This is a genomic window from Streptomyces sp. NPDC002076, assembly GCF_053593835.1.
In genome coordinates this window covers 117,586-144,229 of record NZ_JBSFDI010000011.1, presented here as the reverse complement: position 1 = coordinate 144,229, position 26,644 = coordinate 117,586, and the positions used below count along the sequence as shown (strand labels likewise).

The 26,644-nt window shown below is 70.7% G+C and carries 18 protein-coding genes and 1 pseudogene; 7 read left to right on the top strand and 12 right to left on the bottom strand.

Features of this window, described 5'->3' with window-relative positions; genetic code table 11:
* Positions 1-449 precede the first annotated feature (449 nt).
* The gene (locus ACWCQS_RS23865; RefSeq protein WP_451006313.1) at positions 450-1,472 is read right to left on the bottom strand and encodes a glycoside hydrolase family 3 N-terminal domain-containing protein; all 1,023 of its coding nucleotides are present in this window, start codon (positions 1,470-1,472) and stop codon (positions 450-452) included.
* 1,379 nt (positions 1,473-2,851) lie between these two features.
* Between ACWCQS_RS23865 and ACWCQS_RS23860 the strand changes: the two genes are divergently transcribed.
* Positions 2,852-3,736 (top strand): hypothetical protein, encoded by an 885-nt coding sequence (locus ACWCQS_RS23860; RefSeq protein ID WP_451006312.1) that lies wholly within the window; start codon positions 2,852-2,854, stop codon positions 3,734-3,736.
* A 28-nt stretch (positions 3,737-3,764) separates the two neighbouring features.
* Here the strand turns inward: ACWCQS_RS23860 and ACWCQS_RS23855 are convergent, their stop codons facing one another.
* The 5 genes from ACWCQS_RS23855 to ACWCQS_RS23835 form a co-directional block, all read right to left on the bottom strand.
* A complete protein-coding gene (locus tag ACWCQS_RS23855) occupies positions 3,765-5,780 on the bottom strand; it encodes a vWA domain-containing protein (protein ID WP_451006311.1) in 2,016 nt (671 codons plus the stop codon).
* Positions 5,777-7,078: a KH domain-containing protein gene (locus tag ACWCQS_RS23850; RefSeq protein WP_451006310.1), complete on the bottom strand. Its 1,302-nt coding sequence runs from the start codon at positions 7,076-7,078 to the stop codon at positions 5,777-5,779. The genes ACWCQS_RS23855 and ACWCQS_RS23850 overlap by 4 nt, the downstream gene beginning before the upstream one ends.
* Complete coding sequence (locus tag ACWCQS_RS23845) at positions 7,078-8,964, bottom strand: hypothetical protein (RefSeq protein ID WP_451006309.1); 1,887 nt, start codon at positions 8,962-8,964, stop codon at positions 7,078-7,080. Before ACWCQS_RS23845 ends, ACWCQS_RS23850 begins: the two co-directional genes overlap by 1 nt.
* Before the next feature lie 6 nt (positions 8,965-8,970).
* Positions 8,971-10,125 (bottom strand): hypothetical protein, encoded by a 1,155-nt coding sequence (locus ACWCQS_RS23840; protein ID WP_451006456.1) that lies wholly within the window; start codon positions 10,123-10,125, stop codon positions 8,971-8,973.
* Between the two features lie 1,281 nt (positions 10,126-11,406).
* Positions 11,407-11,829, bottom strand: coding sequence for a secondary thiamine-phosphate synthase enzyme YjbQ (locus ACWCQS_RS23835; protein ID WP_451006308.1), 423 nt, complete (start codon positions 11,827-11,829; stop codon positions 11,407-11,409).
* A 606-nt stretch (positions 11,830-12,435) separates the two neighbouring features.
* On the opposite strand from ACWCQS_RS23835, the gene ACWCQS_RS23830 reads away from it, so the two are divergent.
* On the top strand, positions 12,436-13,515 hold the full coding sequence (locus tag ACWCQS_RS23830; protein ID WP_451006307.1) for an NAD(P)-binding domain-containing protein: 1,080 nt from the start codon (positions 12,436-12,438) through the stop codon (positions 13,513-13,515).
* 12 nt (positions 13,516-13,527) lie between these two features.
* Here ACWCQS_RS23830 and mltG read toward each other — a convergent pair whose 3' ends face one another.
* Together mltG and ACWCQS_RS23820 are read right to left on the bottom strand one after the other, a co-directional pair.
* On the bottom strand, positions 13,528-14,412 hold the full coding sequence (gene mltG, locus ACWCQS_RS23825) for an endolytic transglycosylase MltG (RefSeq protein ID WP_451006306.1): 885 nt from the start codon (positions 14,410-14,412) through the stop codon (positions 13,528-13,530).
* A gap of 87 nt (positions 14,413-14,499) precedes the next feature.
* The gene (locus ACWCQS_RS23820) at positions 14,500-16,308 is read right to left on the bottom strand and encodes an ABC transporter ATP-binding protein (protein WP_451006305.1); all 1,809 of its coding nucleotides are present in this window, start codon (positions 16,306-16,308) and stop codon (positions 14,500-14,502) included.
* Between the two features lie 115 nt (positions 16,309-16,423).
* On the opposite strand from ACWCQS_RS23820, the gene ACWCQS_RS23815 reads away from it, so the two are divergent.
* Positions 16,424-16,873 (top strand): MarR family winged helix-turn-helix transcriptional regulator, encoded by a 450-nt coding sequence (locus tag ACWCQS_RS23815; protein ID WP_388632959.1) that lies wholly within the window; start codon positions 16,424-16,426, stop codon positions 16,871-16,873.
* Between the two features lie 164 nt (positions 16,874-17,037).
* On the opposite strand, the pseudogene ACWCQS_RS23810 reads toward ACWCQS_RS23815, so the two are convergent.
* The 3 genes and pseudogenes from ACWCQS_RS23810 to ACWCQS_RS23800 form a co-directional block, all read right to left on the bottom strand.
* Positions 17,038-17,843 (bottom strand): annotated as a pseudogene (locus tag ACWCQS_RS23810) (cation:dicarboxylate symporter family transporter); the annotation flags it as partial.
* Positions 17,844-18,010: 167 nt separating this feature from the next.
* Positions 18,011-19,621 (bottom strand): peptide-N4-asparagine amidase, encoded by a 1,611-nt coding sequence (locus ACWCQS_RS23805; RefSeq protein WP_451006304.1) that lies wholly within the window; start codon positions 19,619-19,621, stop codon positions 18,011-18,013.
* A gap of 164 nt (positions 19,622-19,785) precedes the next feature.
* The gene (locus tag ACWCQS_RS23800; RefSeq protein WP_451006303.1) at positions 19,786-20,514 is read right to left on the bottom strand and encodes a L,D-transpeptidase family protein; all 729 of its coding nucleotides are present in this window, start codon (positions 20,512-20,514) and stop codon (positions 19,786-19,788) included.
* 336 nt (positions 20,515-20,850) lie between these two features.
* On the opposite strand from ACWCQS_RS23800, the gene ACWCQS_RS23795 reads away from it, so the two are divergent.
* From ACWCQS_RS23795 to ACWCQS_RS23780, 4 genes are all read left to right on the top strand, one after another.
* Complete coding sequence (locus ACWCQS_RS23795; protein WP_451006302.1) at positions 20,851-22,656, top strand: ABC transporter transmembrane domain-containing protein; 1,806 nt, start codon at positions 20,851-20,853, stop codon at positions 22,654-22,656.
* Entirely contained in the window at positions 22,653-24,434 is a 1,782-nt protein-coding gene (locus ACWCQS_RS23790; protein ID WP_451006301.1) for an ABC transporter ATP-binding protein, read from the top strand. The genes ACWCQS_RS23795 and ACWCQS_RS23790 overlap by 4 nt, the downstream gene beginning before the upstream one ends.
* Positions 24,435-24,887: 453 nt before the next feature.
* Complete coding sequence (locus tag ACWCQS_RS23785; RefSeq protein ID WP_451006300.1) at positions 24,888-25,355, top strand: DUF5709 domain-containing protein; 468 nt, start codon at positions 24,888-24,890, stop codon at positions 25,353-25,355.
* Positions 25,356-25,415: 60 nt separating this feature from the next.
* Positions 25,416-25,694 (top strand): type B 50S ribosomal protein L31, encoded by a 279-nt coding sequence (locus tag ACWCQS_RS23780; protein ID WP_451006299.1) that lies wholly within the window; start codon positions 25,416-25,418, stop codon positions 25,692-25,694.
* Between the two features lie 35 nt (positions 25,695-25,729).
* Here the strand turns inward: ACWCQS_RS23780 and ACWCQS_RS23775 are convergent, their stop codons facing one another.
* Positions 25,730-26,524: a metal-dependent hydrolase gene (locus ACWCQS_RS23775; protein ID WP_451006298.1), complete on the bottom strand. Its 795-nt coding sequence runs from the start codon at positions 26,522-26,524 to the stop codon at positions 25,730-25,732.
* Positions 26,525-26,644: the final 120 nt, after the last annotated feature.

Genomic DNA, 26,644 nt, shown 5'->3' with positions numbered 1-26,644 from the left:
CCCTGACCGCACACCTCATTGAATAACACCGGGGGGTGCTTCGCCCACACCATCGGATCCCGCGGTGAACACGGACAGTGACGGAACCCCGCGGCCGGTGGGCCGTGCTCACCTTGCCGCGGCCGTCGTCCGCCGGCATCCGACGACCGCCGCAGGACCACTGGTGCTCGCTCCTTGTCATCTTGATCGTCAGTCCTGTCCCGCACCGATGATGCCGAGCGCCGAGGGCACCCGCGGCGCCCGCGGCGTCACCACCGGCTACGCCCCCGAGCAGCCCGGCACGGTACGGGACCTCGGCGCCGACCTCTGGCCGACCGACGCGTGGGCGCCCCTCTGTGGTGACTGTGGGATTGAACCGCCGGTGGCATCGCCGCCACGGCGGTTGCCGAGATCGACGGTGACGGGGCTCGATCGAGGCCGAAGACCGTCGACACACGCGCTTCAAGGCCTCAGCGGCAGTCGAGCAGGCCCGCGTTGTGCTTGGCGTCGAGGATCCGACGCACGCTGTCGTTGACCTTGGTCCGGAAGGAGGCGTCCTGTCGCATCCGGGTCTGGACGGCCTGTGTCATCGCGGGTACGGTGCTCGGCCGCACCGTGAGGATCATGTCTCCGCCCGCCGCGATGAAGTTCACGGCCCGCTGGCCAGAGCTGAAGGAGCGGACCGCGACCGCGTTCCCGAGGTCGTCCGAGATGACCACGCCCTTGAAGCCGAGTTGGCTGCGCAGCAGGTGATCGATGACCGTCGGTGAGAAGGCCGCCAGGTGCTTGGGGTCGATCTTGGTGTAGGTGGCCGACGAGACCATCACGAACGGTGACCCGGCCCGGATCCCGGCCCGGAACGGCGTGAGGCTCGAACTGCCGGTGGTCGTCACCGAGTCCACGACGTTGGCGGTGGTGTCGGTGTTGCCGATCACCTGGCCCAGCCCGGGGAAGTGCTTGAGCGTGGTCATCACGCCCGACTGCGCGAAGCCGGCGGCGAAGGCGCTGGTGTGGGAGGTGACGGTGGCCGCGGTATGGCCGTACTCCCGCTGGAATGAACCGATGGGGATGTTGCGGGTGCCCAGAGCGGCGGGGACCACGTCGGCGACCGGCGCCAGGTTCAGGCTGACCCCGGCAGCCTTCAGCTGCTTGGCCCATCCGGCGGCCTGGGTACGCAACGTCGCGGTCGACCAGCTGCCCTGGGTCAGGGCGCTGGGTATGGTCGAGAAGCCGGGGCCGTGGAGCACCTGCACCCGGCCGCCCTCCTGGTCGGTCGCGATCAGGAGGCCGACCCGTCGGCCTGCGACCTGGTCCGCTTGGCCCTGGAAACCGTCGACGAGCTTTCTGGTCGCCGTGGTACCGGCGGAGCTGCGGCCGGTCAGCATGACGGACCCCACATGGTTGTCGCGCAGAGTGCGCAGCTGGGCCTGGTCGGGGTTGGCCGCGGCGATTCCCCCCATGAAAAGCTGCCCCACCCGTTGAGCAGTGGTCATGCCGGACAGGTATCGGTCGGTGCAGGTGGCGGCAGATGCCGACCGGGCGGCACTCTCGGTGGCGGGGACGGCTTCAGTGCCGGTGCGGCTCGGCACGGCACTGGCGGTACCCGAGGCTCGTGTGCCATGGCTAGCGGGGAGGGATCTGCTTGCAGTGAGGGATCCGGTGGAGTCGGCTGTCCCTCCTGGTGTGACCGATGCACCGCACCCCGTGACGGCAAGCGCCAGAGTCACCAGCGGGATCCCGGTGCGCAGGGCTGTGCAGCGGCGGCTCCTGGCCTGCTGCCGGACGCGTATTGTCATGCTTCTTCTCCCGGCTTGGACGAGCCGGGGCTACCGCGCGCTGCGCAGACTTCCGTCACGGCGAGCCCGGCTTGCTGCGTCCATCACACCGTACGTTATTGGGCATTTGTTCGCCTCTTGGCGGGTTCGGGAGCTCTGAGGCGGACCGGTGTGGCGATGCGGCAGCGAGTAACAGCCTGGCGAAAGAAGAATTCCACCAGCGAGTTCGCCGAAGCCCGCACCAGCGAACCGCCATTGTCCTCGGCGCCCAGATACCCGCGCGAGCCTTGTTCGGACGACCGGCTTTCGCGAGTCGTGCGTTCCGCCTTGGCGATTCGGGGTCAGGGCCGGCTTTTCCGGCCCCCGCATTTGTCACGCGTGAAGAAGCTGCAGTCGTGACTTCCTCGGAACTACCCGAGGAACGACAGACGCACCTGACGGTTGACATTGTCCTTATTGGTGCCCGCCAACCTCCGCAAAGACAACCCCAGGCCAACCGGGTTGCGGGCACAGACTCATTGACTACCGCGGTCGGCCCCTCACGGGCGCACCTCAGCACCAGAACCGGTGAGGCGCGCGGCAAGTCGCGCCGACGTCGCCCATCGGGCTGGGACCCGACCGGCATGCTCTCCGTACATCTGATGACGAGCCTCAGCGCTTGGTTGGCACGATCGTGGTGCCTGCGAGCGCCGCTTCCACCGGTGTCGCTGCCGGCCCTGTCCCCCGATCAGTGCCTGGTCATCGACCTCATCGCACTGGATTTCTGCGACTTCACCGGTACCAAGGACCTCCTCGCGGCCCGCCAACAAGCCCAGACCGCCGGCGCAGACCTGGCTCTCTCGGCCGTTCCCCCGAACCTGATGGGCGTCCTCACCCTCGTAGCGGGACCAGGTGTTCACCATTCGTCCCGCTTCCGAGACCGTCCCGGACGGTGGGCAGTGACATGGCAACCGGCGCCGCACCGCGGGAGCAATCCAGTCTCACCCGTGGGCTCTCTTGGGCATCATGAGGGGTGCACGGTGGCGACCTTCGGACCGGAACGGGAAGGACGGGACTTCATGGCGCGGAAACCGCGGAAGTCGGGAACGCAGCACCCGGTGCAGAGAATCGTCCTGCCCGTCGAGCGTGGCGCCACGCCATCGAGCGGCGGCTCCTCGGCCGCACGCCCGGCCGCCGCTCCCGCGTCGCCGGGCACCCGGCCGCGTACCGGCGTGCCGGCGCCTCAGAAGATCCTGCTCCCGCAGGAAAAACCACTCCCGGCGGGCGGGCCGCTCCAGAAGCAGAAGAAAAGCGTCCGCCCCAAGAAGAAGTCGCCGCCCACACCCGTCCCCAAGGCGCCTCCGAGCGTGCCCGTCCAGCGCACGCCCCTCCCCGGCTCGGCCCTCGACCAGGCACAGCACCTGCGGCGCGTCATGGGCGAGGGCAACCCGCACATGCTTCGGCGCGACATTTCGCGACTCTTCAGAAGCGGTCCCGCGCGGACCGCGAAAGTCATGAAGAACCTCACGGCCCGGAAGGACCGCCGACTGCTGGTACAGACCGTCCACCAGGCCGCCGAAGACCTCGATCGGGCGCTCAAGGTCTACGACCATCTCCGGGTGCGCAGCGTGCACAACTGTGCCGTCGCGGTTCTCTTCGCCGCCGTGGAAGGGCGCCCCGCACGCCTCCAAGACATCCTCGAGCATCTGCGGCAGAAGCAGCGGCACGAGGACGCCCGGCGGCTGCGCTCCGCGACCGCCGTCCTCGCGGCAGGGCACACGGCTGCCACGATGGACGAAGAGGTGGCCCAGGTCCTGCAGTACACCTCGTACAGGGTCGCAGCAGAAAGGGAGTTGTCCCGCAGCAAGCGGCAGAGGAGAGAACAGGCAGCGCGCGATAAGGCCGCAAAGGCTCCGTCTCCCGTGACCGGCACGAGAGACGGACGGTCGACGTGGCGGCGGCTGCTGCGATGGGTCGCGGCACTGTTCCGGCAGCGAGCCTGAGGGAGTCAGGTCGGCCGGTGGCCGTCGGTCACCACCCTTGCTGCATGACACGTACGCCCTTGGGGGCGGCCGCGGGCGCGGACGACGCAGGGGCGGGGGGCGCGGCCGGCTCGGCGGGGGAAGGAACGTGCTTCCCCTGGCCGGGCGGTGGGGAGACCAGCAGTTCGAGGACTTCGCTCAGCACCGCCGACAGGTTGCGGAGCAAACCTCCCTGTAGCCGCTGCCAGCCCTCGGCGTCCTCCTCGCCCACCGCGTACATTCCGGTGTGCTTCAGAAGTACCTCGCCGACCTGGCGGTTCTGCTCCTCCGTCCGCTTCTCGTACTCCGGGTTGTGGAGGAAGAAATTGCGCAGTCCGTGCACTTCTCCCAACCGCCCGTCCCACAAAGGTTCCACCAGTGCGGGCAAGGGGAGTTTCGCCGCGTACTTCGGATCCGACTTGGGGAAACGGACGGATTTGTGGATGCGCTCGTGGAACACCTTGTAGGCGGCTGCCAGCCAGGCGGTGAAATCCATGTGGCTCACGGCGATCCGTCGCAGCCGTTGCAGGTCGACCGGCGGCGCAGCGTCGAACAGCGCGTAACCGAGCCGCGGCACGGACGCTGCGCAGATCTCCGAGTAGAGCCCGAGGACGGTCTCCACCTGCGTCTCCCACCGCTCCCGCCGGGACGGGTCGATCACCGCGCGACGGGGCGCGACGGTGACAGCTGCGGGGTCGAGTTGCAGCGCGGGCAGCCGCCTCTGCGCCGGGGAGCCGACGGACCTGGCGACGCCGCTGCCCAGCTCCGCGAAGTACTCCTCGAGCACTTCCACCCCTCCGATGCGGTGCCGGTCGCCGCCGGCGACGTCGACCAACTGCTGCAGCAGTTCGTGGTTGGGGACCAAGTGCTGGGGCGGCTGGAGACGGACCTTCTGCTGCTTGCAGTAGTCCTCCCACCAGCGGCCGAAGAGCGTCTGGTCGCTGATCCCCACCGCGTGGAGCCGGATGCCGAGCTCCGTGTGGAGTTCCTCCATCGTCGACACCGGGTCTTCCGTGCCCACGACCGACTCGCCGCTGCGGTCCTCGCTCAGCGGCGCCCAGTGCGCCCCGTCGCTCACGAGGACGATGAGCTTGTCGTTGTCGGGCACGCCGTGCCGGTAGAGCAGTTCCCCGGCCCGGTGCAGGGCCTTTCCGATGTCGGTGGGCTGGTCACCGTGTTTGAGCAGGGTGACGGCACCTCTTAGCTGCTCCAGACTCCGGTCCCCGGGAGCGGTCGTCACCTCGGCCATGCCGTCCCGCCCGGGGAAGAGCACCTGGGTGGTGAGGTCGAACCGGACGAGGGCGAACCGCGTGACCAGGCCGTCCACCTGAGCCCGAGCGTCGATCATCGTGCGCAGGGCCCTCTTGAGAGCTTCCATCCGGGTCACCCGGAGGTCCCTTCGGACACGGAGGCCTTCGCGTACGTCGGGGATGTCATTGGCCCCCATGGAGCCGCTGCAGTCGGCCAGCACCACGATGTCGACAGCGCTCCGCACACCCGGGGCGAACACGCTGATCCTCGTCGCCGCGCCGATGCTCAGCAGTCCGTCCAGCGGCTGCCCGGACCCATCGGTGGCGGAACGCACCCGGAAGGGGTGGCCCCCGACGTCGATCCACTCGTCCGCGTGTCCCTGACCGTCTCCGTACACGAAGACGTGGCCGGACAGCAGCGTCGAGTTCTGTACGCGTCGGGTGGCCTCGTCCAGGGAGAGTTCGGCCGGTGATTCCAGCTCCACTGCCGCCGGCACCGCCGCTTTCACGGGGTTCAGACTCCACGGCGCCTCCGCCAGCCCGTACTCCAGAGCCAGCTGTTCCGGAACGACCAGCACGTCCTCGGGCAGCTCGGGGACGGGGACCAGCCGCACGGCCACGGACCGGTCGGAGCCGGTGCCGCGCGGCAGGAGCACACCCGCGGTCTCCGCCGAGACCCGGCGCGCGGACAAGGCCAGCCGGTTGCCGGCCACGAGCCCCTGCCCCGTCGCCGTGATCAGCCGCGTGTTGTCCGGCGCAAAACCGGGGAGACTCATTCCCGCTCCAATTGGATGTTGATACCGAGCCGCGTCCGCAGATCCTTGATCACCGCGCCGCCGGTACCGATGAACCGGCTGCGCATTTCCTGGGGGACCCGCACGAAGAGGATGTTGCTCTTGCGCCTGTAGTCGGAGAACGTGACGGCATCCGCGAGCTCGTGCTTTCCGGACTGCTGCAGCAGCGTCCGCAACCGTGCGAAGTGCCCGCGTCCTTCTTCATGGCTGTCGCGGAACCGCTGCACGTCCTCGCGCCGTGACGCCGCCTGCTCGTCGAGAAGGCGGAGAGCGGTCTGTACGAGGTTGCCGCCGTCCCTGGCGCCGCGGCGTCGCAGGTCGTCCTGGAGCCGTACGAACAGGGCGTCGACGGCCCCCATGTCAAGGACGAGCTGGCGGGTGTTGATGAAGATGTGCCGGACGATGCCGATACGCGGCAGGAACGCCGCCCGGCGTCCCTCGTACCGGCTACCACGGCGGGCCTGGGAACGTGCCACGGTACCCGCCACGACAAGGGCGACCAGGGCCTCGGGAGCGGACCCACGCAGATCCCTGTGGTGCCGGCTGCACAGCGCGAGCCCCTTGCTCCGCGATCCGTAGATTTGCCACCGCATGACGTGCTCGCCGCAGACCCGGCGGCCGCAGGCGCGTGCGTCGTCCAGGGTTCGGTGCTCGCAGCGGATGTGCCCCGTGGCCGGGCAACCAGGCCGTTCGCAGGCGGGAAAGCGTTCGGCGTGGCAGTCCACGCAGTAGGCCAGGGAGGCATCGCCGGGGTGCGCGACGAGATGGTCGCCGCACCACGCCCGCCCCGACCGGCAGCGCGGACCTCCGCACCAGCTGCGGGCCGGCCGGCCGCACCGGCAGGTGGGTACGTGCCGGGCGCAGGACGCCCGGAGGCTGCCTTCCAGGAAGACCGCGTGAGCGTCGCATACCCGGCCGGGTCTCTCCTTGGTGCCGCAGCCGGTGCAGGTGAACGGGGCATAGGTGGTCGTTCCGGAGGCCCGGCACGTGTCGCAGGAGTACCGGACCGCCGGCGGCTCCAGAACCCCACGTACGGCGAAGGGCGTTGCCGCGCTGAAGGGCACAGGCGCCGTGGCCGGGCTGAGGAACCAGACCCCGACCTCTCCTTCCTCGCCGAAGTCGAGCCGCACCCGCGGCCCCGACCGGGGGTCGACCGTCACCAGGACGGGCTCCAGGCGCTCCCACAGCTCCACGTAGCCGTCGGGCGATCCGGGCACCTTCCGGTGGGCCCGCAGATCCAGCATGACGGGCACGGCAGCCGCGGCATGTGGCGTGGTCATCAGGTGGCCTCCTCGGCGGCGTCGGTCGTCCTGTCCCCCGCCGGCGCGACCAGCAGGAGCTCTACCGTGCCGCGGCGTTCCTTCGCCTTTCCCGTGTACGTGGTGTCGGTGAGCAGGACGGATCTGACGCCGCCAGGTGGCCGACCGAGCGCGCGAAGTCCCGCCCGTACCCGCGGGCGGTCGGCTTCAGGTACGTCCCAGTGCAGGAGCGCGAGTCCCGACTCGCCGGCGCTGCTCAGCGCGCGACCGGCCGCGGGTTCGTCCCACGACGACAACGGGCTGTCGCAGCTGACCTGCTGGGCGCGCGGCGGGCGCAGCACACGACGCAGGGCTTTCGCCTCCTCGCGGTCCCGCTGCCGCAACGGCCGGGTGAGATCGGGAACGGTGGCCGACCGGCAGTACGCGCGTAGTGCCTCGACGATCTCGCCGGGCGTCCGGTCGGCACCCGCCACCACGTCGAGGAGCCGCTCGGCGGACAGTCCGGCGTGTGGCCCGCTGCGTTTGTCCGAACGAGGCGCCGGGCGGCTGGCCGCTGCGTTCGTCCCGCGCTGTCCCGACGTTCCGGTGGTCTTCTGACGGTCCGGCACGGCACGTGCGGGGTCCAGCTGCTCGGCCAGCCAGACGCGGGCGGCCGAGGTGCTGCCTGCCGCACGGTCCAGGTTGGCGGCGCTGACATGATCCTTGATCAGCCACTCGGGTGACCTGAGCCCCTTCGCCAGCCAGTCGGCCGCGAGCAGGCCGGTGTCCTGCTCGTGCCACCTGGCGAGAAGGTCGTTCTCGTTGCACACGAAGCCGTCGGAGGACGCGTCGGCGGTGAGCTCCAGGCCCAGTAAGATCTGGGAGAGCTCGTCGGGGTGGGCGTCGAGCTGCCGGAAGTACGGCAGGAGTTCAGCGAGCATCGCCGACGCCGCCTGCCGCGCCGTGACCATCGCGGTCGTGGTCGTACGAGCACCGTTCGGCTTGGCTGGTCCGCCGGCCGACGACCGTTGCTCGACGTCGAACTGTGCGGCCAGCCCGTGGGCGATCGCCCGTGAGCGATTGCGCTCCAGCACGGGCTGCGGGACGGAGCGCACCCGCTGGCCCGTTCGTTCCAGGTCCCGCACCCGCATGGCGATCGCCTGCGCGACGAGTGCGTGCGCCATGGCCGAAGAGATCGACATCTGGGCGTCGAAGAGGCGGAGGGCCACGTCGCCCTCCGCCGCCAGGCTCGCCTCACCCAGCGGGTTGACGTCCATCGCCTCGAGCCGGGCCAGCCGCTCGTTGCGCCGCAGCCCGGCCCGTACACGGTCGAGGTGCTGAGGTGAGAAGGAGGCGATATAGCGCGTCGCGACCTGGTCGGTGGCCCGGGAGAGGCGAGCTGAACCCCGGGGCGAAGCACCTGCGGGACCGTGGAGTTGGCGTGCGGTCAGGGAGATCAAGGACGGCGAGTACTCGCGGACCAGATTGCAGAGCAGTTCGCGCTGTACGTCACTGACCACTTCGAGGGAGTGCAGGTCCGCGCACAACCCACCCGCCGGGTCGTCACCTCCGCCGGGAACCCAGCCGCTCGGCATCAAGAGACCGCCGGCCTTCCGCGTCTCGTCGGCCACGACGGCCACGGCCTCGGCCAACGCCCCGGCCACGGCCCTCCGCATGGCCTGGTCGTGCAGCACGACATGTCCCGTGTCGATCCACACCGCGGCAGGGGCCCGGGGGACGCTACGCAGGGTCAAGGGCACGCCGGTGGGCAGGACGGGTAACCGAAGCGGCTTGGCCAGCAGCCGTGCCGTGATCGCCGCCCGGGTCTCCAGGCTGTACTGGTCCCGGTCGCGCGGTCGGCCGATCACCGTGTACCCCTTGGCCAGCCGCTGTCTGAGCGGTCCCGAACGGTAAAGCGTGACGAGCAAGGGAAATCAGTCCTCCGGCCTTCGAAGTTCGGCGGACGCGAGCTCCCGCAGGGCGGGGATCGCGATGAACAGCACGACCGTCATCACGAGCGCCGTGAGCGTGCTGAACAGCAGCGTCTTCGGTCCGGGCTCCCCCCACAGCGCCCCGGCCGCATAGGCGACGGCGAACGGTAGCCCGAGGGTGGACAGCAGCCCGACGGCGAGCCCGTTGCGCCGGGCCCGGGCGGTCTCCACATAGCGGGCGGCATCGGCGAGCGCTGTCCCGGCTTGCATGAGGAGTCCTGGCAGTCGGTGCTGTTCCTGGAAGCGCTCGAGGAGCGTGTTGGCGTTGCCGTGCACGGTGATGTGGGAGGACCACAGCGCCCGCCGCAGTTCGATTTGCTTGCGCTCCAGGTCGAGCAGGCGTCGGGCCTCCGCCCGTCGCGCGGGCAGCCGGGCCAGGGCATTGGCCAGGAAGTTGACGCCCAGCACCTGCAAACGTCCGAGGAGGAACGCATCGAGGTAGATGGTGTGGACGAGCGAAACGGCCCTGGGGTGGAAGCCGGCGTCGTCGCCTGAGTCCGGTGAGGTGCCGACGAAGGCCGCGCCGTCCCGTAGCACCAGCGCCTGCCAGTCCGCGGAGAGCCGAACTCTCCCGGCGAACAGCCCATCGTCCTCCGGATCGGGCGGGAAGCGGTCGACCGGCGTGGCGGACGCCGACAACCACAGCCACTGGTCGCGGGCACCCCACCCCGCGTACGCCGGCGGCATGACTTCGGGCAGGGCTCCGTCGTCGAACGTGACGTGCGACAGGACCCATGCCTTGCGCTCGGATTCGAGGGGCCGGACCCCGGCAGGCAGCAGTCGCGCGTACTCCGCGCGCATCGCCGTCAGGTCGCGGAGCCGCGGAAGGTCGTTCAGCGGATCGCCGGACAGCCGCACGTGCAGGACGACGACGGCCCGCCGGGGCGCGTCTGAGGCCAGGACCGGGGGCAGGCGCAGCACCTCCATCGCCTCCACCACGGGCGCGGCGGGCGTCCCGCCGGGAGCATGCGGGAGAGGGGGAACGGAACGGTGCCAGCGGGAAGGGTGACCGATCGCCCCGTAGAGGGACTCTCCGACGCGCGGCTCGAAGTACGTCATCCGCCGTTCCCGGTCGGCCACTCCGGCGGCTAAGCGCACCGGCAAGGGACCCTCCGCCCAGTCAGCCGCCGGTGGTCCGTCCGCAAGCGTCTCGACATCGAAAACGACACACGCCGTCCCCCGTTGTACCGACATGTACCCCCCACCGTTGTTTCCGGTTCCTGTGACGCATGCTACTGCCGTTTCTCACATCTGTTCTCCGGATCGGATCGGAGCCGGTCAGTCCGATTCGTCACGCCAACGGCCTGGCCCTCCATACGGGTTGAGCTCCTCGGCTGTCCGGCGACGAGCCGCTGCACAGGACCTGGGCCTGGGCGGAGCGCGGGCGGGACCGGTCGGCTCGGGACCAGTAGGCGGCTACCCAGGAGCGTTCCGCAGCTGCCAGGTGGACGGCCGAGGCGAGCCAGGCCCGGGCACAGCCGTCTGCCGAGGGCCGACGCGGGATGAGCGTCATCGCCCGCCTGGGCCCGGCCTCGACGGGCCTCACCCTGGCCACATGGTCGAACCTTCACAGAGACTGGACCCGGGTCATCCATCCCACTCTGCTGGAGACCTGGGTCTGCGCACCTTCCTGTCCGTGGCCGTGAATGCGTTGCACCTCGCCAACCGCCTGGCCTTCGCGCCGCTCGGCAACCGTGGCCGACCGCGAACCAGGCGTTGCCGTGGTCACCCTGATTGAGCAGCAGGCTCGTTGAGGTCTGGTAGGCCGTGGTCAGGAGGCCGGCCGCCTCGTCGCAGTGGCGGTGGTCACCGGCCGTCTCGCGCAGATCGGCGATGAGGCCGGGCAGCATCGCCTCCAGATCCCTGGTCGGCTGGGCGTGGAGATCGCGGCGGGCTGACCGCCCCGGGCGGGAGCGCGCGGCGTGCGCGCGGTGGCGGGCTCGGGACACAGCGGCACCCTCGAACAACCGACAGCCCTGACCGCGCCGATCCGCGATTTATAGCCTCGGCCGGCCAGGGTTGAGCACGCCCGAGACGCCGGCGGGCACCCGGGGCGAGCCCTGCCGTTCGCACACTGCCGCCCCGAGGCCTTTGCAAGCGGTTCGGCTCCCAGATGGCTCCCAAGTGGCTGCCGCTTGATGGCCACGTCCACGGGAGCGACCAGCGCAAACGTGATACGTGCTGCAAGATCGGTGACCGAACCTCATTCGGGACGATGAGGTCGTGGGTTCAAGCATCCACCCGACCGCTCAGGGGCCTAGCCCGCCACTCGCGTATGAGTACACGATGACGTCCATCTCAAGGTGGGCACTTCTCAACGTTCCAAGGGTCGTTTGGCGCGGCTGGACCTCGCCGATACAGTCCCGCCGAAGCGAATCCCTAGCCGAAGAAGCTCAGCCGCACCTGACGGCTGGGATTGTCCCTGTTCGTGTCGACCAGGCAGACCGACTGCCAGGTGCCCAGCTCCAGGTGGCCGGCGATCACCGGGAGGGTCGCGTGGGGCGGGACGATGGCCGGGAGGACGTGGTCGCGGCCGTGGCCGGGGCTGCCGTGGCGGTGCTGCCAGCGGTCGTCGGCGGGGAGCAGGGTGTGCAGGGCGGCGAGTAGGTCCTCGTCGCTGCCGGCGCCCGTCTCGATGATGGCGATTCCGGCGGTGGCGTGCGGAACGAAAATACTGAGCAGACCGTCGCGGCCGGCCGCCGCCTCGCGCAGGAAGTCCTCGCAGTCGGCGGTGAGGTCGACGACGCGTTCCCGGGAGCCGGTGGAAACGTGCAGCATTCGGGTGGTGAAGGCATCTGGCATGCCCCCCATCCTGGCCCATACGCCGGGTTTCCACCGAGGGGCACAAGGGTGTCCTGAGACGGCCGGTCCACAGAACCAGACGCCGTTGACCGTGGCGCGGCCATCTCGCTGCGTTGTGCCGCATGTTGCGTTCAGCCCTGCTCACCACGCGTGGTCATTTCGACCTGCTGCGGGTGGCCTCCGCCGCGTCTCGCCGCGGCCACTGATGCGCTACCCCGCTTCTTGCTTCCCTCGGGCTCCGCTGCTCTTCCCTCGGGCTCCGCTGCCCTGCCGGTGACACGCCGTTCAGGCGAGCCTGACGTGTCAGGCGTACGAGCCGAGTCCCCCGGGCGCCCTCCAGCCCCTGCTTCTCCCCTCCGTGGAGCGCTGATGAGCATCAGCCGCGTTCGGACTGTTGTTCGGGACCGTGATCGGCCCCGGACCCGCACTGGTCTCTGGCCTGTTCCGGATGCGCCGGCAGCCCGGCCGTGCCTCCGACCGTGAAACCCGCGCTGGCCGTGACGCTGCCTCGGGCCCCACTGCGCGGCCTGAGTTCCGATGCTGCGGAAGCACGACCTTCAGCCGGCTCTCGGGAAGATCCGGACCCCGAGCCCGGTTGGTAGAAGCGTGAACGAATCGCGTGAGGTCGAGGTTGTCGTCATCGGCGCAGGTCAGGCCGGGCTGTCCAGCGCCTATCATCTGCGGCGCACCGGTTTCGAGCCGGACCGCGACTTCGTCGTCCTCGATCACTCCCCCGCCCCGGGCGGCGCCTGGCAGTTCCGGTGGCCCTCGCTGACGTACGGCAAGGTGCACGGGATGCACGCGCTGCCCGGCATGGAGCTGACGGACGCGGATCCCGCGCGCCCCTCGGCGGAGGTGATCGGTGAGTACTTCGACCGGTACGAGCGCACCTTCGACCTGCGCGTGCGACGGCCCGTCGACGTACGGGCGGTACGGGAGGGCGACGGCGGGCGGCTGCTCGTGGAGACCACGGACGGCACCTGGTCGACCCGTGCCCTGATCAATGCGACCGGCACCTGGGACCGGCCGTTCTGGCCGCGCTATCCCGGTCAGGAGACCTTCCGCGGGCGGCAGTTGCACACCGCGCAGTACGCCGGACCCGAGGAGTTCGCCGGCCGGCGGGTGGTGGTCGTGGGCGGCGGCGCCTCGGGCACCCAGCACCTGCTGGAACTGGCCCCGTACGCGGCCGCGACCACCTGGGTCACCCGGCGGCCTCCGGTGTTCCGCGAGGGACCGTTCGACGAGGAAGTGGGCCGGGCGGCCGTCGCGCTGGTGGAGGAGCGGGTGCGCCAGGGGCTGCCCCCGCGCAGCGTGGTCTCGGTCACCGGGTTGCCCCTCAACGACGCCGTGCGGCAGGGGCTCGCGGACGGCGTCCTGGACCGGCAGCCGATGTTCGACCGGATCACCCCGGACGGGGTGGAGTGGGCCGACGGACGGCACGTGAGCGCCGATGTGATCCTCTGGGCGACGGGGTTCCGCGCCGCGCTGGATCATCTGCGTCCGCTACGGCTGCGCGAGCCGGGCGGCGGGATCCGGGTCGAGGGCACCCGGGCGGTGGCCGATCCGCGCGTCCATCTCGTCGGCTACGGCCCCTCGGCCAGCACCATCGGCGCCAACCGGGCGGGCCGCGCGGCCGTCCGGGACATCAGGCGACTGCTGGCCGAGGAACAGCCGGTCGCCGCGTGACGTCCCGTCGGCTCAGCCGGCCGGGGGCCGCGGGGAGGCCGGAGTCTGGCTCGGGCCCGGTGCCTGACCCTTGCCCTGGTGGAGGGAGTTGAACTCCGCGACGTTGCGCATGTGCGTCCTGTAGTCGGAGGTGAAGCGGGTGTCTCCCGGCCTGACCGTGACGAAGTACAGCCAGTTGCCCGGCGTCGGATTGAGCGCGGCACGCATCGCGTCCTCACCGGGGTTGTCGATCGGTGTGGGCGGCAGGCCCATGCGCTGGTAGGAGTTGTAGGGGCTCTCGATACGGGTGTCGTCCTGGCCGGTGCGGAGGGTGTTGCGGTTCAGCGCGTAGTTGATCGTCGAGTCCATCTGCAGCGGCATCCCGCGCTCCAGCCGGTTGAAGACGACCCGGGCGACCTTGCCCATGTCCGCCTTGGTCGCGGCCTCGGCCTGCACGATGCTGGCGACGGTGACGGTCCGGTAGACGTTCATCGCATTGCGCTGCGCCCCGGCCGCGATCGGCACCACATTGAACTTGCTGTCGGCGGTGTCGACCATGAAGCGCAGCAGGGACTCGGGCGTCGCTCCCTTCACGACGGGATACGTCGCAGGGAAGAGATAGCCCTCCGGGTTGCCCGCGGCATCGCCCGGCAGCTTCAGACCGGCCTTCCCGACGGACTTGCGCGTGCTTCCCTTCGGCAACTGGAGGACTCTGTCGATCGCGTCGTACACCTGGCTCGCACGCCAGCCCTCCGGGACGACCAGCATGGCGTACGGTGTCTGCTTGGCTCGGCTCTCCAGCATCAGCAACGGCACCGCCACGGCGGTACCGGCCACGACGGTGCCGGCCACGACCAGGGCGAGTCTGCCCCGGCGTGTCAGTCGAATCGTGCTCCGTGGCGGATTGTTCGTCTGCATGCGGGAACGGTAATACGCATATCACCGCAAACCCGGCATATATTCAGTCTGTCGGCCGCAGCGTCAGCGCGTCGTTCACGGCCGCGTTCAGCTCGTCGGTTCCAGTTGCGCGTCCCTGCGCACCAGCGCGGCGTACCGCCCGTCGAGGTCAAGCAGTTCCTCGTGGCTGCCGCGTTCGGCGACCCGGCCGGAGTCGAGGACCACGATCTGGTCGGCGCCCCGGATCGTGGACAGCCGGTGGGCGATGGTGATCGTCGTCCGGTCGGCCGACAGGGCGTCGATCGCCTCCTGGACAGCGGCCTCCGTACGGGTGTCGAGCGCGCTGGTCGCCTCGTCGAGGATGAGGACCGGCGGATCGCGCAGGATGGTGCGGGCGATCGCGAGGCGCTGCTTCTCACCGCCGGAGAAGCGGTGGCCGCGTTCACCGACGACCGTGTCGTAACCGTCGGGCAGCGCGGCTATGTGCTCGTGTATCTGCGCCGCCCTGGCCGCCGCCCGCAGCTCCTCGTCCGTGGCGTCCGGCTTGGCGAAGCGGAGGTTGTCGGCGACCGAGGCGTGGAAGAGGTACGTCTCCTGCGAGACGACGCCGACCGCGCGGGCGAGGGTGTCGAAGTCGAGGTCCCGGACGTCGACTCCGTCGATGGTGACGCGGCCGCCGGTGACGTCGTAGAGGCGGGGCACCAGATAGCCGAGCGTGGACTTGCCCGCGCCAGTGGGGCCGACGACCGCGAGGCTGCCGCCCGCCGGCACGGTGACGTCGACGCCGTCGAGGACGGGGCGGGTCCGGTCGTCGTGGTCATAGCGGAACTCGACGCCTTCGAAGCGGACTTCGCCCTTGACCTGGTCGAGATGGACGGGCAGGTCGCGCTCGGTGATGTCGATGGGCAGGTCCAGATACTCGAAGATGCGCTGGAAGAGGGCGAGGGAGGTCTGGATCTGGACACCGGTGGCGAGCAGGCTCACGGCCGGCCGGAACAGTCCCTGCTGCAGCGAGACGAACGCGACGATGGTGCCGAGCGAGACCTTGGGGCCGCCGAACTGCAGGGCCAGGCCTGCCGTCCAGTAGATGACGGCCGGCATCGCGGCCATGACGATCGTGATCACGGCCATGCGCCAGCGCCCGGCCATGTTCGACTTCACTTCCAGGTCGACCAGCCGCTCGGACTCCTCCGCGAAGGACGCGGTGAGCGAGTCGGAGCGGCCCATGGTGCGGCCGAGCAGGATGCCGCTGACCGAGAGCGACTCGGTGACGGTGGCCGCCATCGCGGCCATCTGCTTCTGCCGCTGTGTGGTGATCTTCTTGCGTTCGTTGCCGACGCGGCGGCTGATCCACACGAACACCGGAAGCAGGAGCAGCGAGACGATCGTGAGCCGCCAGTCGAGGGCGACCATCGCGACGATCGTGGCGACCACGCTGGTGACGTTGGAGACCAGAGAGGTGGCCGTCGAGGTGACGGTGGCCTGCATGCCCCCGATGTCGTTGGCGATCCGGGACTGCACCTCGCCGGTACGCGTACGCGTGAAGAAGGCGAGCGACATGCGCTGCAGCCGGCCGTAGACGGCGGTGCGCAGGTCGTGCATGACCCGCTGGCCGACGGTGGTCGAGATCAGCGTCTGGAGCACACCGAAGACGCTGGAGAGGACGGCACTGAGGATCATGCCGAGCGCGAGCAGGCTGAGCAGACCGGTGCGGCCCCGGGGGATCGCGACGTCCAGGGTCTCCTTGAGCAGGAACGGTGTGGCCACCGAGACCAGCGAGGCGGCGCCGACCAGCAGGCCGACGATCGCGAGCCGCCCGCGGTAGGGACGGAAGAGTTTCAGGATGCGGCGCACCTGCCGGGGCTGTTCCTTGGCGTCGGCAGGCGGGGTCCAGGACGGTTCTCGGTCGGGGTGCATGGGCTCCTACGGAGGTGAACGGGCGCCGGTCGGGAGGCGGCCGACGATTGACGAACGGATCGTAGCTCATTGTTACCTATACTCACAATGAACGGCATCCTGATATTGTTCCCGCATGACCACCCCAGATCCCGACGGCCTGCTCGCCGAGCAGTTGCTGCGGCTGACCCGGCGGGTACACCGCATCCAGAAACGCCATCTGGAACGGCACGACCTGGGCGTCACGCCGGCCCAGTCCCGGCTGCTGCGCACCCTCGCGCACTACGCCTCACCCCCGCGCATGGCCGACCTCGCCGACCGCCTGGAGGTGGTGCCGCGCGCGGTGACGACCCTGGTCGACGGGCTGGAGGCGAGCGGGAAGGTACGGCGGGTGCCGGATCCGACGAACCGGCGGGTGACCCGGATCGCCCTCACGGACGAGGGGCGTACGACCCTGCGCGAACTGCGCGGCGCACGCCGCTCGGCGGCCGAGGAGATCCTCGCGCCGCTGACGGAGAAGGAACGCCAGGTGCTCGGCGTGCTGCTGGACACACTCGTCGAGGGGGACGGCGGCAAGAGCTGCTGAGTCCCACCGGCCGCGGTGGACGACACAACGCGTACAAGCACGGAGGGCCACACCGCGATCGCGCCGTGTGGCCCTCCGCATGCGGTCAGCCCGCTTCCGGTGCGGGCTCCTTGACGGCCGGCCGTACCCAGGCGACGGGCTCCGGCTCCGGCGCCTGGTCGGGTGGAGAGGTAGATGGCGGTGCCGTCGAGATTGAAGGAGTAGCCCGTCGACAGCACCAGACCCACGACCTCGTCCCGGCACCCGGCCTGCCGCAGCTTTTGCATCATGCGCGGCATGACGCTCTGGCTGGAGGCGGTGCCGAGTGCGGGCAGCATCTCCTCGCGGGTGTAACGCACGAACTTCCACAGGCTCAGCCCGTTGACCAGCCGCAGCGCTACCGCGAGCAGCACGAGAAAGCCGGCGGCGACGGCGCAGCACAGGACGATGAGCTTGCCGTAGGTCTCGATGACCCCGAGGCCGTACTGGCCGACGAGGTGGACCATCGCGCCGAACACGGCGAGTGGCGCGAGCCGCATGATGAAGCCGACGATCGCGAAGACGACGTACTGCGCCTGCTCGATGGGCGGCAGGATCCGCGGGACCTTGGTGTGGCCGAGGTGGAGCAGCGCGGCGCCCACCAGGCAGGCCAGGACGAGGACCTGGAGCAGCGCATCGGCAGGGCGTCGAGGATGAACTCGGTCGTGGAGGGCAGCGCGCCGCCCTGGGTCTGCTTGTCGACCGCCGCTGTGTCGAGATTCGAGGCGTCGACATGCATCCCGACGCCCGGTCCGGCCAGGTTGGCTGCGACCAGGCCGAGAAGCAGCGCGGCCGTGGAGTTTTGGCGATGCGCGGCTGCAAAGCCGTGGCCGACTCCGGCCACAGCCCCTCGACGACGATGCCGAGCACGAACGCGCAGGCGACCTGCGAAGAGGGAGGTACGCAGTATGCGTGCGACGTGTCGCGGCAGGGACGGTACGAACCGCGGCACGGGCACTCCTGGGGGACGTCGACTCGCGGAAGCCGGACGGGACTTCTGCGATACGGAAAGCGGCATCCGTGTCGATCACTCTGGCGGTGCTGTCGGCCCCCTGCGGAGCCACCCGTGTCACAGCCAGGCAAATCACCGCGCGAGTGGCGCACTCCACCTCGTCGTGCTCAACAGCGCTCGCGATCCTCCGTCAGCACTCCCTGAACCGTGGTCAGCGAACGGTCGTAGCAGCCGTCGGAGCCGTACAGCCGATAGCGCTCGCTCGACGTGCCGACCGCGTGCCGCTGGTCGCGCGGGACGTTGATCGTGTACGTCGCGTCCCCGCTGTAGGTGTCGTCGAGCCGCGACCACGCAGTGCGCCGTCCGTCCCGCAGTTCCACGACCGTCGCACGGTCGCCGAGCGTCAGCACGGTACGCAGCCGGTCGTCCGCACCGATGGTCGTCTCGCCGTTCATGGTGTACGTCCGGTCTGTGTGAGTCGTCCGCGCGGGACCGTCGCCGCCGACGGTGACCGTCTGGTCGTCGGACCAGGTCGCATCCAGTCCGTCCGTGTTCTCGCCGTCGGTCCAGCGGTGAACAGAGGTGTTGGCGAGTGTCCGGGTGACGGTGGTGGTCACGCGGCCGTGCGAGGTGTCGAGGTAACCGGACACGGTGAGCCGGTGCCCGGCCTCGGTGTTCACGCGGTTCTCCGAACCGGGCGTGTAGGTGGAGGAGTTGGCGATGTCCGTCGCCTTGTCCTCGGTGAGCGCCCCCGTCACGTGGGCGCGGTGCGCGTCCTGCCAGACCAGGACGTTCACCGGCGCGCTCCGGCCCGACTGGCCTGCGGGCACGCCGACGACGGAGACCTCGACGCGGTGCGGACGCCCGTCATCGAGCAGGCCCGCGAAGGGGGTGAGGTCGTATTCGATCGGCCGGACGTCGAAGGCGCCCGGCGCCGCAATGACGTACCAGAGGTAGGGGTCGGACCAGCCGCCGGTCCAGACGTTCGGGAACGGCGCGGCGGTTCCGGCGAGTTGGCCGTCGACCTTGATCTGCACCTCGCGGTAGGGACCGTGATCGGCCTTGCAGGAGTACGACGCCGGGTCGGCCACGGTCAGGTACCAGAACTCCTCGCAGCCGCCGCCCGAACCGGTCGCATAGACCTCGGCGACGATCCGCTCGCTGTTGCGCGGACTGGTGAGGGTCGTCCCGCCGGGCGTGTCGGCGAGGGTCAGCACGCGGTCGGGAGTCCGCTGTGCGGGGCGGCCCGCGTAGAAGGTCAGTGTGACGTGTACGTCGATGACGCCGGTGTAGGTGTCGTTCACGACGTTGCCTATCAGCATCTCGACGTCCTGCGGGCTGCGGAAGGTGTCGCTGTAGCGGGTGACGTCCTTCTCCACGTGCCATTCGATGCCGTCGGGCGAGGGCTCCGGGGTGGAGGTGCGCAGAATCTCGACCCCGCCGACGTGCAGATAGCCGAGGCGGTCGTACTGACGGCCCTTCACCTTGCCGTCGAGCCGCAGGACGACCTTGCTCCAGTGGTCGCCGCAGCCCTGGGGCGGGGCGTACGCGCCCCGGTACGGCGTGAAGTCGCGGAACTGAGCGTCGGCGAGGGTGACCTGGCACGACTTGGAGTGCGGCCGCTCTACGAGCGGTGCCGCGGTGACCGGGTCGTGCCAGTCGGTACCGAACTCGGCCGGGACGTCGGCCGCTTGGGCCGCAGCGGCTCCGGTGCCGAAGAGCGCGCTTGCCAGGAGGGTCGCTCCGGCAAGCATGGACATGACTATCCGTCTTCTCATGGCCGGTGTTCTACGGCCAGTCGGGGCCGGCCCGCAATGACGCCTCGGGGAGAACGGCGCGATCGGACATCGGGCGGGCCGGTGCCGAGTCGCCCCTTCGGGGGCGTCGGCACCGCGACCGGTTCGGCTTGCCATGGCCGCCGGACGGCGTCCGCGTCGGTGCGTCAGGCGCGCAGTTCCGCCCGGTCGCCCATCACCGTCACCGGATCCTGGGCCGGGTCCAGCGTGCGCAGCAGGAACTCCATGGCGTCCTTGGACACGCTGACGCATGCGGACGTGCCGTCGCCGTGGTCGAGATGCAGCCAGATGCCGCCGCCCTTGTCGTCACCCTCGGGGCGCGTGCCGTCGTGCGGCGGGGTGCCCGGAAGACGGTTGTAGTCGATGGCGATGACATAGTCGAAGACGTGCTGGTACGCCTCGTCCCAGTCGTTCGGCGGCGCGTAGGCGGCCTCGTCCTGGTCGTACGGCAGCCGGGTACCGGGGTCGTCGAGCACACCTCCCGCGTCGGAGAGACCGAACACGCCGACGGGACTGCGCTCGTCGCCCATGTGATGGTCCGTGGTCCAGCCGTTGCGGCCGTTGTGCGCCGGCCACCTGGTCACCGGCCGCCACTCCGGGCCCTCCCGCGTGTACAGCACGACCGTGGAGTAGGCCGAGTCCTCACCCTCGCCATACACCACGACGACCTGGCCGCAGTCACGGGGGATCTGCCGGAACAGCCGGTCGCCCACGCCCGGGATGCGGGTCGGGCCGGCCAAGGGGGCGATCGACACCGCCGGGCTCGGCCCGGCCTGGCCGCGGGAGCCGGTCGCCCCGCCGGCGCGGGCCGGGCCGGAGGTGTCGGTGCCGCACGCCGGCAGAAGCGTGACAAGAGCCGCCACCGCTACCGTCATTCGCCGCACACCCTGGATCCGCACCCGACCATCGTGGCATCACGCACCGGTCTATTGTGTGATCTTCCGGACATTCGGGTGACGGCCGGATGCACGTGTTCGACCGGCCGGCGATCTGCCCGAGGAGCGCTGTCCGCGGCCACCCAGGCCGAGCCCGGACCCGGCGGCCATTGGCCGGAAGCCGGTGGATTTCGCTGCTCCGTCAGAAAAACCGTTTGAAATTCATCACTCGGCGACGCGAACCTTTCACGGCTTGTCACCGCTTTTCGCCGCCTCCCCACTTCCCCCCGATCCCCTCGCCATCCCTTCCCTCCTGACACGAGCCACTGGGACGCCATGCAGATTCAAGACCTTCCATACTCCGATCCGGGCGTCCCGGACGCACGTTCGGGCCCCCGATTCCTGTGGTGGCTCGGGCGGAACCAGCTGGGCGGACAGCTGAAGTCGCTCGCCTGGGGCCTGCTGCACTTCGTCTCCGTGTCCGCCCTGCCCTTCTGCGTCGGCCTCGCCGTAGACGCCGTCGTCGAGCGCTCCGGCACCCAGCTCGCCCTGACGGGCTGTCTGATGCTGCTGTGCGGCGCCGGTATCGCGGTCGGCGACACCTTCCTGCACCGGGCCGCCGTCACCAACTGGATCACGGCAGCCGCCCGCGTCCAGCAACTGCTCGCCCGCAAGGCCGCCCATTTGGGCTCCGCCCTGACCCGGCGGGTCGCCGCCGGCGAGGTCGTGGCGGTCTCCACCGGCGACGTCGAGAAGATCGGCTGGTTCGTCGAGGCGGTGTCCCGGTTCACCGCGGCCGCGCTCACGGTCGTTGTGGTCTGTGTCGGCCTCCTCGTCTACCAGCCCGCCCTGGGCGTGGTCGTCGCCGTCGGACTGCCCGTCGTGGCGCTCGCGGTGCTGCCGCTGCTGCCCCGGGCGACGCGCCGCGCCGATGTGCAGCGTGAGAAGGCGGGCCGGGCCACCGAGCTTGCCTCGGACACGGTCGCCGGCCTGCGGGTGCTGCGCGGCATCGGCGGCGAGGAGCTGTTCCTCGACCGCTACCGCCGCGCGTCGCAGGAGGTACGGCACGCCGCGGTGCGCAGCGCCCGGATGTGGTCGCTGATCTCCGCCGTGCAGGTGTTGCTGCCCGGGCTGCTGCTCATCGCCGTCGTCTGGCACGGCATCCACCTGGCCCGCCAGGGCCGGATCACCGTCGGCGAACTCGTCACGGTCTACAGCGCCGTGATGGTCCTGAATTATCCGTTGCGCCATTTCGAAGAGATCGCGATGGCCTACTCCTTCTCCCGCCCCTCGGCCAAACGGGCGGCCCGCGTGCTGTCGCTGGAGCGGTCCACGGCCACCGGCGGCACCCGGGAGGTGGAGGCGCCGGGCGGCGACCTGTACGACCCGGCCACCGGTCTGCTCGCTCCGGCCGGCCGTCTCACCGCCGTGGTCTGCGGCGACCCGGACGCGGCTGGCAGGCTCGCGGAGCGGCTGGGCGGCCATCCGACCGAGCCGAGTCGCTCGGTCCTGCTCGGCGGGGTCGCCCTGGACGACCTCCCGCTGGACAGCGCCCGCACCGCCGTCCTCGTCCAGGACAAAGACCCGGTGCTGCTGTCCGGCACTCTGCGCGAGCTGCTCGACGTGCCCGCCTCGGGAGCCGTGCGAGCCGCGGACGCACTGGCCGCGGCGCAGTGCGACGACGTCCTGGACGCCCTGGTCCAGGGATCACTGGACGCCGCCGACCCGATGGACGCCCGCATCACCGAACGCGGACGGTCCCTGTCCGGCGGCCAGCGCCAGCGGCTCGCGCTGGCCCGGTCGCTGATCACCGACCCCGAGCTGCTGGTGCTCGACGAGCCGACCTCCGCCGTCGACTCGCACACCGAGGCACGGATCGCGGACGGACTGCGGCGGCTGCGCTCGGGCCGCACGACCGTGGTGTTCACCTCCTCGCCGCTGATGCTCGACCGCGCGGACCAGGTCGCCCTGGTCCACGAGGGCGAGGTCGTGGCGGTCGGTGTGCACCGCGAACTGGTCGAGAGCGAGCCGCGGTACCGGGCCGTGGTCACCCGGGAGACGGACGACGAACTGGCCGGTGCGGACGAGGCCGCCCTGGTGGGCGTGCGCCCGGAGCTGGAAGAGATCGAGGAGAGCGCATGATCGGCGTTGCGCCACCGGCGTACGACCCGGCGGCCCCGACGACCGCCACAACCCTTCCCATCGGCGCGGCCGCGACCGTGCGTGCCTATGTCGCCGAGTTGCTCCGCCGGCACCGCCGGGCGTTCCTGCTGCTCATCGGCGTCAACACGGCGGCCGTGATCGCCTCCATGGTGGGTCCGTACCTGCTCGGCGGCCTGGTCGAGCGGGTGTCCGACCGGTCGCAGGAGCTGCATCTGGGCCTGACCGCCGGGTTGTTCGTGCTCGCGCTGGCCGTGCAGGCGGTGTTCACCTGGCAGGTGAGGCTGCGGGGCGCAATGCTCGGTGAGCGGATGCTGGCCGACCTGCGCGAGGACTTCCTCGTGCGGTCGGTCGGGCTGCCCCCGGGCGTGCTGGAACGGGCGGGCACCGGCGATCTGCTCTCCCGCATCACCACGGACATCGACCGCCTGGCCAACGCGATGCGCGAGGCCGTGCCGCAGCTGGCCATCGGTGTCGTGTGGGCCCTGCTGCTGCTCGGCGGGCTCGTCGTGACGGCTCCGCCGCTGGCCGCCGCGGTGCTGCTCGCCGTGCCCGTACTGGTGGCCGGGTGCCGCTGGTACTTCAAGCGGGCGCCCTCCGGCTACCGCTCCGAGGCCGCCGGGTACGCCGCGGTCGCCGCCGCGCTCGCCGAGACGGTGGACGCGGGTCACACCATCGAGGCGCACCGGCTCGGCGCCCGCCGCGTCACCCTGTCGGAGCGGCGGATCAAGGAGTGGACCGCCTGGGAGCGGTACACGCTGTGGCTGCGGTCCGTGCTCTTCCCGGTCATCAACGCGGTGCACGTCATCGTGCTCGGCTCGGTGCTGATGGTCGGCGGGGTGTTCGTTCTGAACGGCTGGATCGGGGTGGGGCAGCTGACCACGGGTTCGCTCATCGCGCAGATGCTCGTCGACCCGGTGAACCTGATCCTGCGCTGGTACGACGAGGTGCAGGTCGCCCAGGTGTCGCTGGCCCGCCTGGTCGGCGTGCGGGACATCGAGCCCGACGCCGCGGACGCCTCGCTGGCGCCGGACGGACGGGACGTGCGGGCCGAGCGGATCCACTTCGGCTACCGCGAGGGCGTCGACGTGCTGCGCAAGGTGTCCCTTGAGGTCTCCCCGGGCACCCGGCTGGCCCTGGTCGGTCCCTCGGGCGCGGGCAAGTCCACCCTGGGCAGGCTGCTCGCCGGGATCTACGCACCGCGCGACGGCCGGATCACCCTGGGTGGCGCCGAGCTGTCCCGGATGCCCGCGGAACGCGTCCGCTCGCACGTCGCCCTGGTCAACCAGGAGCACCACGTCTTCGTCGGCTCCCTGCGCGACAACCTTCTGCTGGCCCGCACCGTCGCGACAGACGTCGAGCTGTGGGCGGCGCTGGGCGCGGTCGACGCGGAGGGCTGGGCACGGGCACTGGACGACGGGCTGGACACCGAGGTCGGCTCCGGCGGTCTTGCGCTGACCCCGGCGCAGGCCCAGCAGATCGCGCTGGCCCGGCTGGTGCTCGCCGATCCGCACACGCTGGTCCTGGACGAGGCGACCTCGCTGCTGGACCCGCGCGCGGCCCGGCATCTGGAACGGTCCCTGGCCCGGGTGCTGGACGGCCGCACGGTGGTCGCCATCGCCCACCGCCTGCACACCGCCCATGACGCGGACGTGATCGCCGTCGTGGAGGACGGCCGCATCAGCGAGCTGGGCAGTCATGACGAGCTGGTCGCGGCGGACGGCGCGTACGCGGCGCTGTGGCGGTCGTGGCACGGGTGAGCATCCGGCGAGGGTGCGGGCGACCGGTCCTGCGGCGCAGTGCCTGCGGGCAGGGCCGGTCCCCGCGATCGCCGCGGCGCTGCCCACGGTGCCCCGGGGAGCACCCCTGGGTGCCATGGTCTCGGCTGTCGGTTTCTGCAACGGCCTGCCCCCTGTGAGCCGGCGCGCGGCGGGGAACCGGGCCGCGGTGAGCGAGCGCTCTGTGCGGGGCCGGGGCGCGGCGAGCGAGCCCTCTGTGGGGTGGGATCGGCGCCTGTGCCAGGGCGCGGGCACTGAGCGGTGCTCGTGCCGTTGCGCGGTCCCGAGCAGGGGTGGAAGTCTGGAGAACGGCACCGGTGCGGGGAACGCGACGGAACCACCCGGTTCGCAGCGCGTGACCCTCGTGCCAGGCGTGTCGGCGGTCTGCCGCCCGTTGCGGTGGCGCCCGGCCGTCCTCACCATCTGGAGGTACTCGTGGACAGCGTCGACGGCTGGGGGGACGACGTCTACCAGCCCGATCCCTCGGAGATCCGGGAGGACTCGGGGGTGCTCGACGTCGAGGACACACTGGATTTCGACGGCGTCAACGACCCGCTCGACCGTGGCTGGTCCCCGCCCGAACGACCCTGGGCGGTGGAGCACACAGGGGTGACGGCGGCCGAACGCCAGGCGGGCGAGACACTGGACCAGCGGCTCGCCGAGGAGCAGCCCGACATCGTCGCCCGCGACGGTGATGACATCGGTGACCACGACACCGACGGGGAACCCCTCGACGACGAGGTCGGCAACCTCCGCTCCGGCCGGCTGGTGGCCCCGGACGAGGGGGCGCACGAGGACGAGGAGGCCGCCCTCGTCGCCACCGACGTCGGCATCGACGGAGCCGCCGCCTCCGCCGAGGAGGCCGCGATGCACATCGTCGACGAGGACTCCCTGCCCGGCTGATCCGCAGGCCCCGGCCGACCCGCCCATGCCCTGCCCGACCGCCCCGCACGAGGAGCCGCCATGCAGCGGGACAAGCACCCCGACTACCAGCCCGTGGTCTTCCGTGACCGCGCCGCCGGCTACGCCTTCCTCACCCGCTCGACCGCGCGGAGCGAGCAGACCATCGAGTGGGACGACGGCCAGACCTACCCGGTTGTCGACGTGGAGATCTCCTCGGAGAGCCACCCCTTCTACACGGGCAAGGCCCGCACGGTCGACGCCGAGGGCCGTATCGCCCGCTTCGAGCGCCGCTACGGCGGGGCGGAGGCCGGCGAGGCGGAGGCCGGCGAGGCGACCTGAGCCACCGCTCAGCCGGCCGATCCGGAGCAGGCGCCTCAGATCACGTTGAGGGCCGCCGCGCAGCCCACCCCGCCCAGCAGCATGAACACCGGCATCAGCACCTTCAGCTCCACCCAGCTCCCGGCCCGGAACCGCATCGCCTTCGGCGGCCCCACGGGATACCAGCGCTTGCGGCCCAAGGGGATCGGCCACAGGATCGGGCAGCCGGACACCGTCAGCGCGTCCCCGATGTCGTGAACCAGCGCGCCGAGCACGATCGGCAGCCCCAGCCACAGGTACTGCTGGCCCGGTGCCGTGAACAGCCAGTCGGAGCCGTTGCCCGGCTTGTCCAGGACGCCGGCGAGAATCCACGCGGTGGTCGCCGCCAACAGCCAGACCAGGACATCGCTGCTGGAGCCACGCGCCGCCCGCCACAGCAGCCCCTCGATCGCCAGCACCATGTGCACGAAAAGGATCGCCAGCACGGCCCAGCGGCCCCCCGCGATCGCCGCCGCTGAGCAGCCGGCACCGAGCAGAACCGCCCACAGCCAGGTGTGCGTCAGCGTACGGTGACCGCCGGAGCGACGCGGGTCGCCCTTCATCCGGGTCGCCTTGTAGACGGCGTACGACAGCTTGTCCACGATCTCGCAGATCCAGTGCGAGATCGGCCCGAAGGCTCGCGAGATCGTGGCCGCCTTGTGGTCGAGGTCCGGGGCGAGCGCGGCGCCGGCGCAGATCAGGGCGCCGACGAGGAGGACCGGCCAGGGCATCGGTTGACCTGCCGCGGCGGCTGCCGCTCCGACGCCTAGCCAGGCCGCGGCCCCCGACAGTGAGTGTGCTGGTCCCATCATGGCCGCTTCCCGCCCCATTCCTCGTGTGCCGCTGTCCAGTTGACCTGGTGCGCTGACATCTCGTCGGCGCCACAGCGTAGCGGCCGTGATCTTCGTGCTCGCAGCCGATTCCCCTCTCGG

Coding starts and splice junctions, on each gene's coding strand:
- ACWCQS_RS23865 (WP_451006313.1), bottom strand. CDS start 1,472: ATGACCACTGCTCAACGGGTGGGGCAGCTTTTCATGGGGGGAATCGCC.
- ACWCQS_RS23855 (WP_451006311.1), bottom strand. CDS start 5,780: ATGAGTCTCCCCGGTTTTGCGCCGGACAACACGCGGCTGATCACGGCG.
- ACWCQS_RS23850 (WP_451006310.1), bottom strand. CDS start 7,078: ATGACCACGCCACATGCCGCGGCTGCCGTGCCCGTCATGCTGGATCTG.
- ACWCQS_RS23835 (WP_451006308.1), bottom strand. CDS start 11,829: ATGCCAGATGCCTTCACCACCCGAATGCTGCACGTTTCCACCGGCTCC.
- mltG (WP_451006306.1), bottom strand. CDS start 14,412: ATGCAGACGAACAATCCGCCACGGAGCACGATTCGACTGACACGCCGG.
- ACWCQS_RS23820 (WP_451006305.1), bottom strand. CDS start 16,308: ATGCACCCCGACCGAGAACCGTCCTGGACCCCGCCTGCCGACGCCAAG.
- ACWCQS_RS23815 (WP_388632959.1), top strand. CDS start 16,424: ATGACCACCCCAGATCCCGACGGCCTGCTCGCCGAGCAGTTGCTGCGG.
- ACWCQS_RS23805 (WP_451006304.1), bottom strand. CDS start 19,621: ATGAGAAGACGGATAGTCATGTCCATGCTTGCCGGAGCGACCCTCCTG.
- ACWCQS_RS23800 (WP_451006303.1), bottom strand. CDS start 20,514: ATGACGGTAGCGGTGGCGGCTCTTGTCACGCTTCTGCCGGCGTGCGGC.
- ACWCQS_RS23795 (WP_451006302.1), top strand. CDS start 20,851: ATGCAGATTCAAGACCTTCCATACTCCGATCCGGGCGTCCCGGACGCA.
- ACWCQS_RS23790 (WP_451006301.1), top strand. CDS start 22,653: ATGATCGGCGTTGCGCCACCGGCGTACGACCCGGCGGCCCCGACGACC.
- ACWCQS_RS23780 (WP_451006299.1), top strand. CDS start 25,416: ATGCAGCGGGACAAGCACCCCGACTACCAGCCCGTGGTCTTCCGTGAC.
- ACWCQS_RS23775 (WP_451006298.1), bottom strand. CDS start 26,524: ATGATGGGACCAGCACACTCACTGTCGGGGGCCGCGGCCTGGCTAGGC.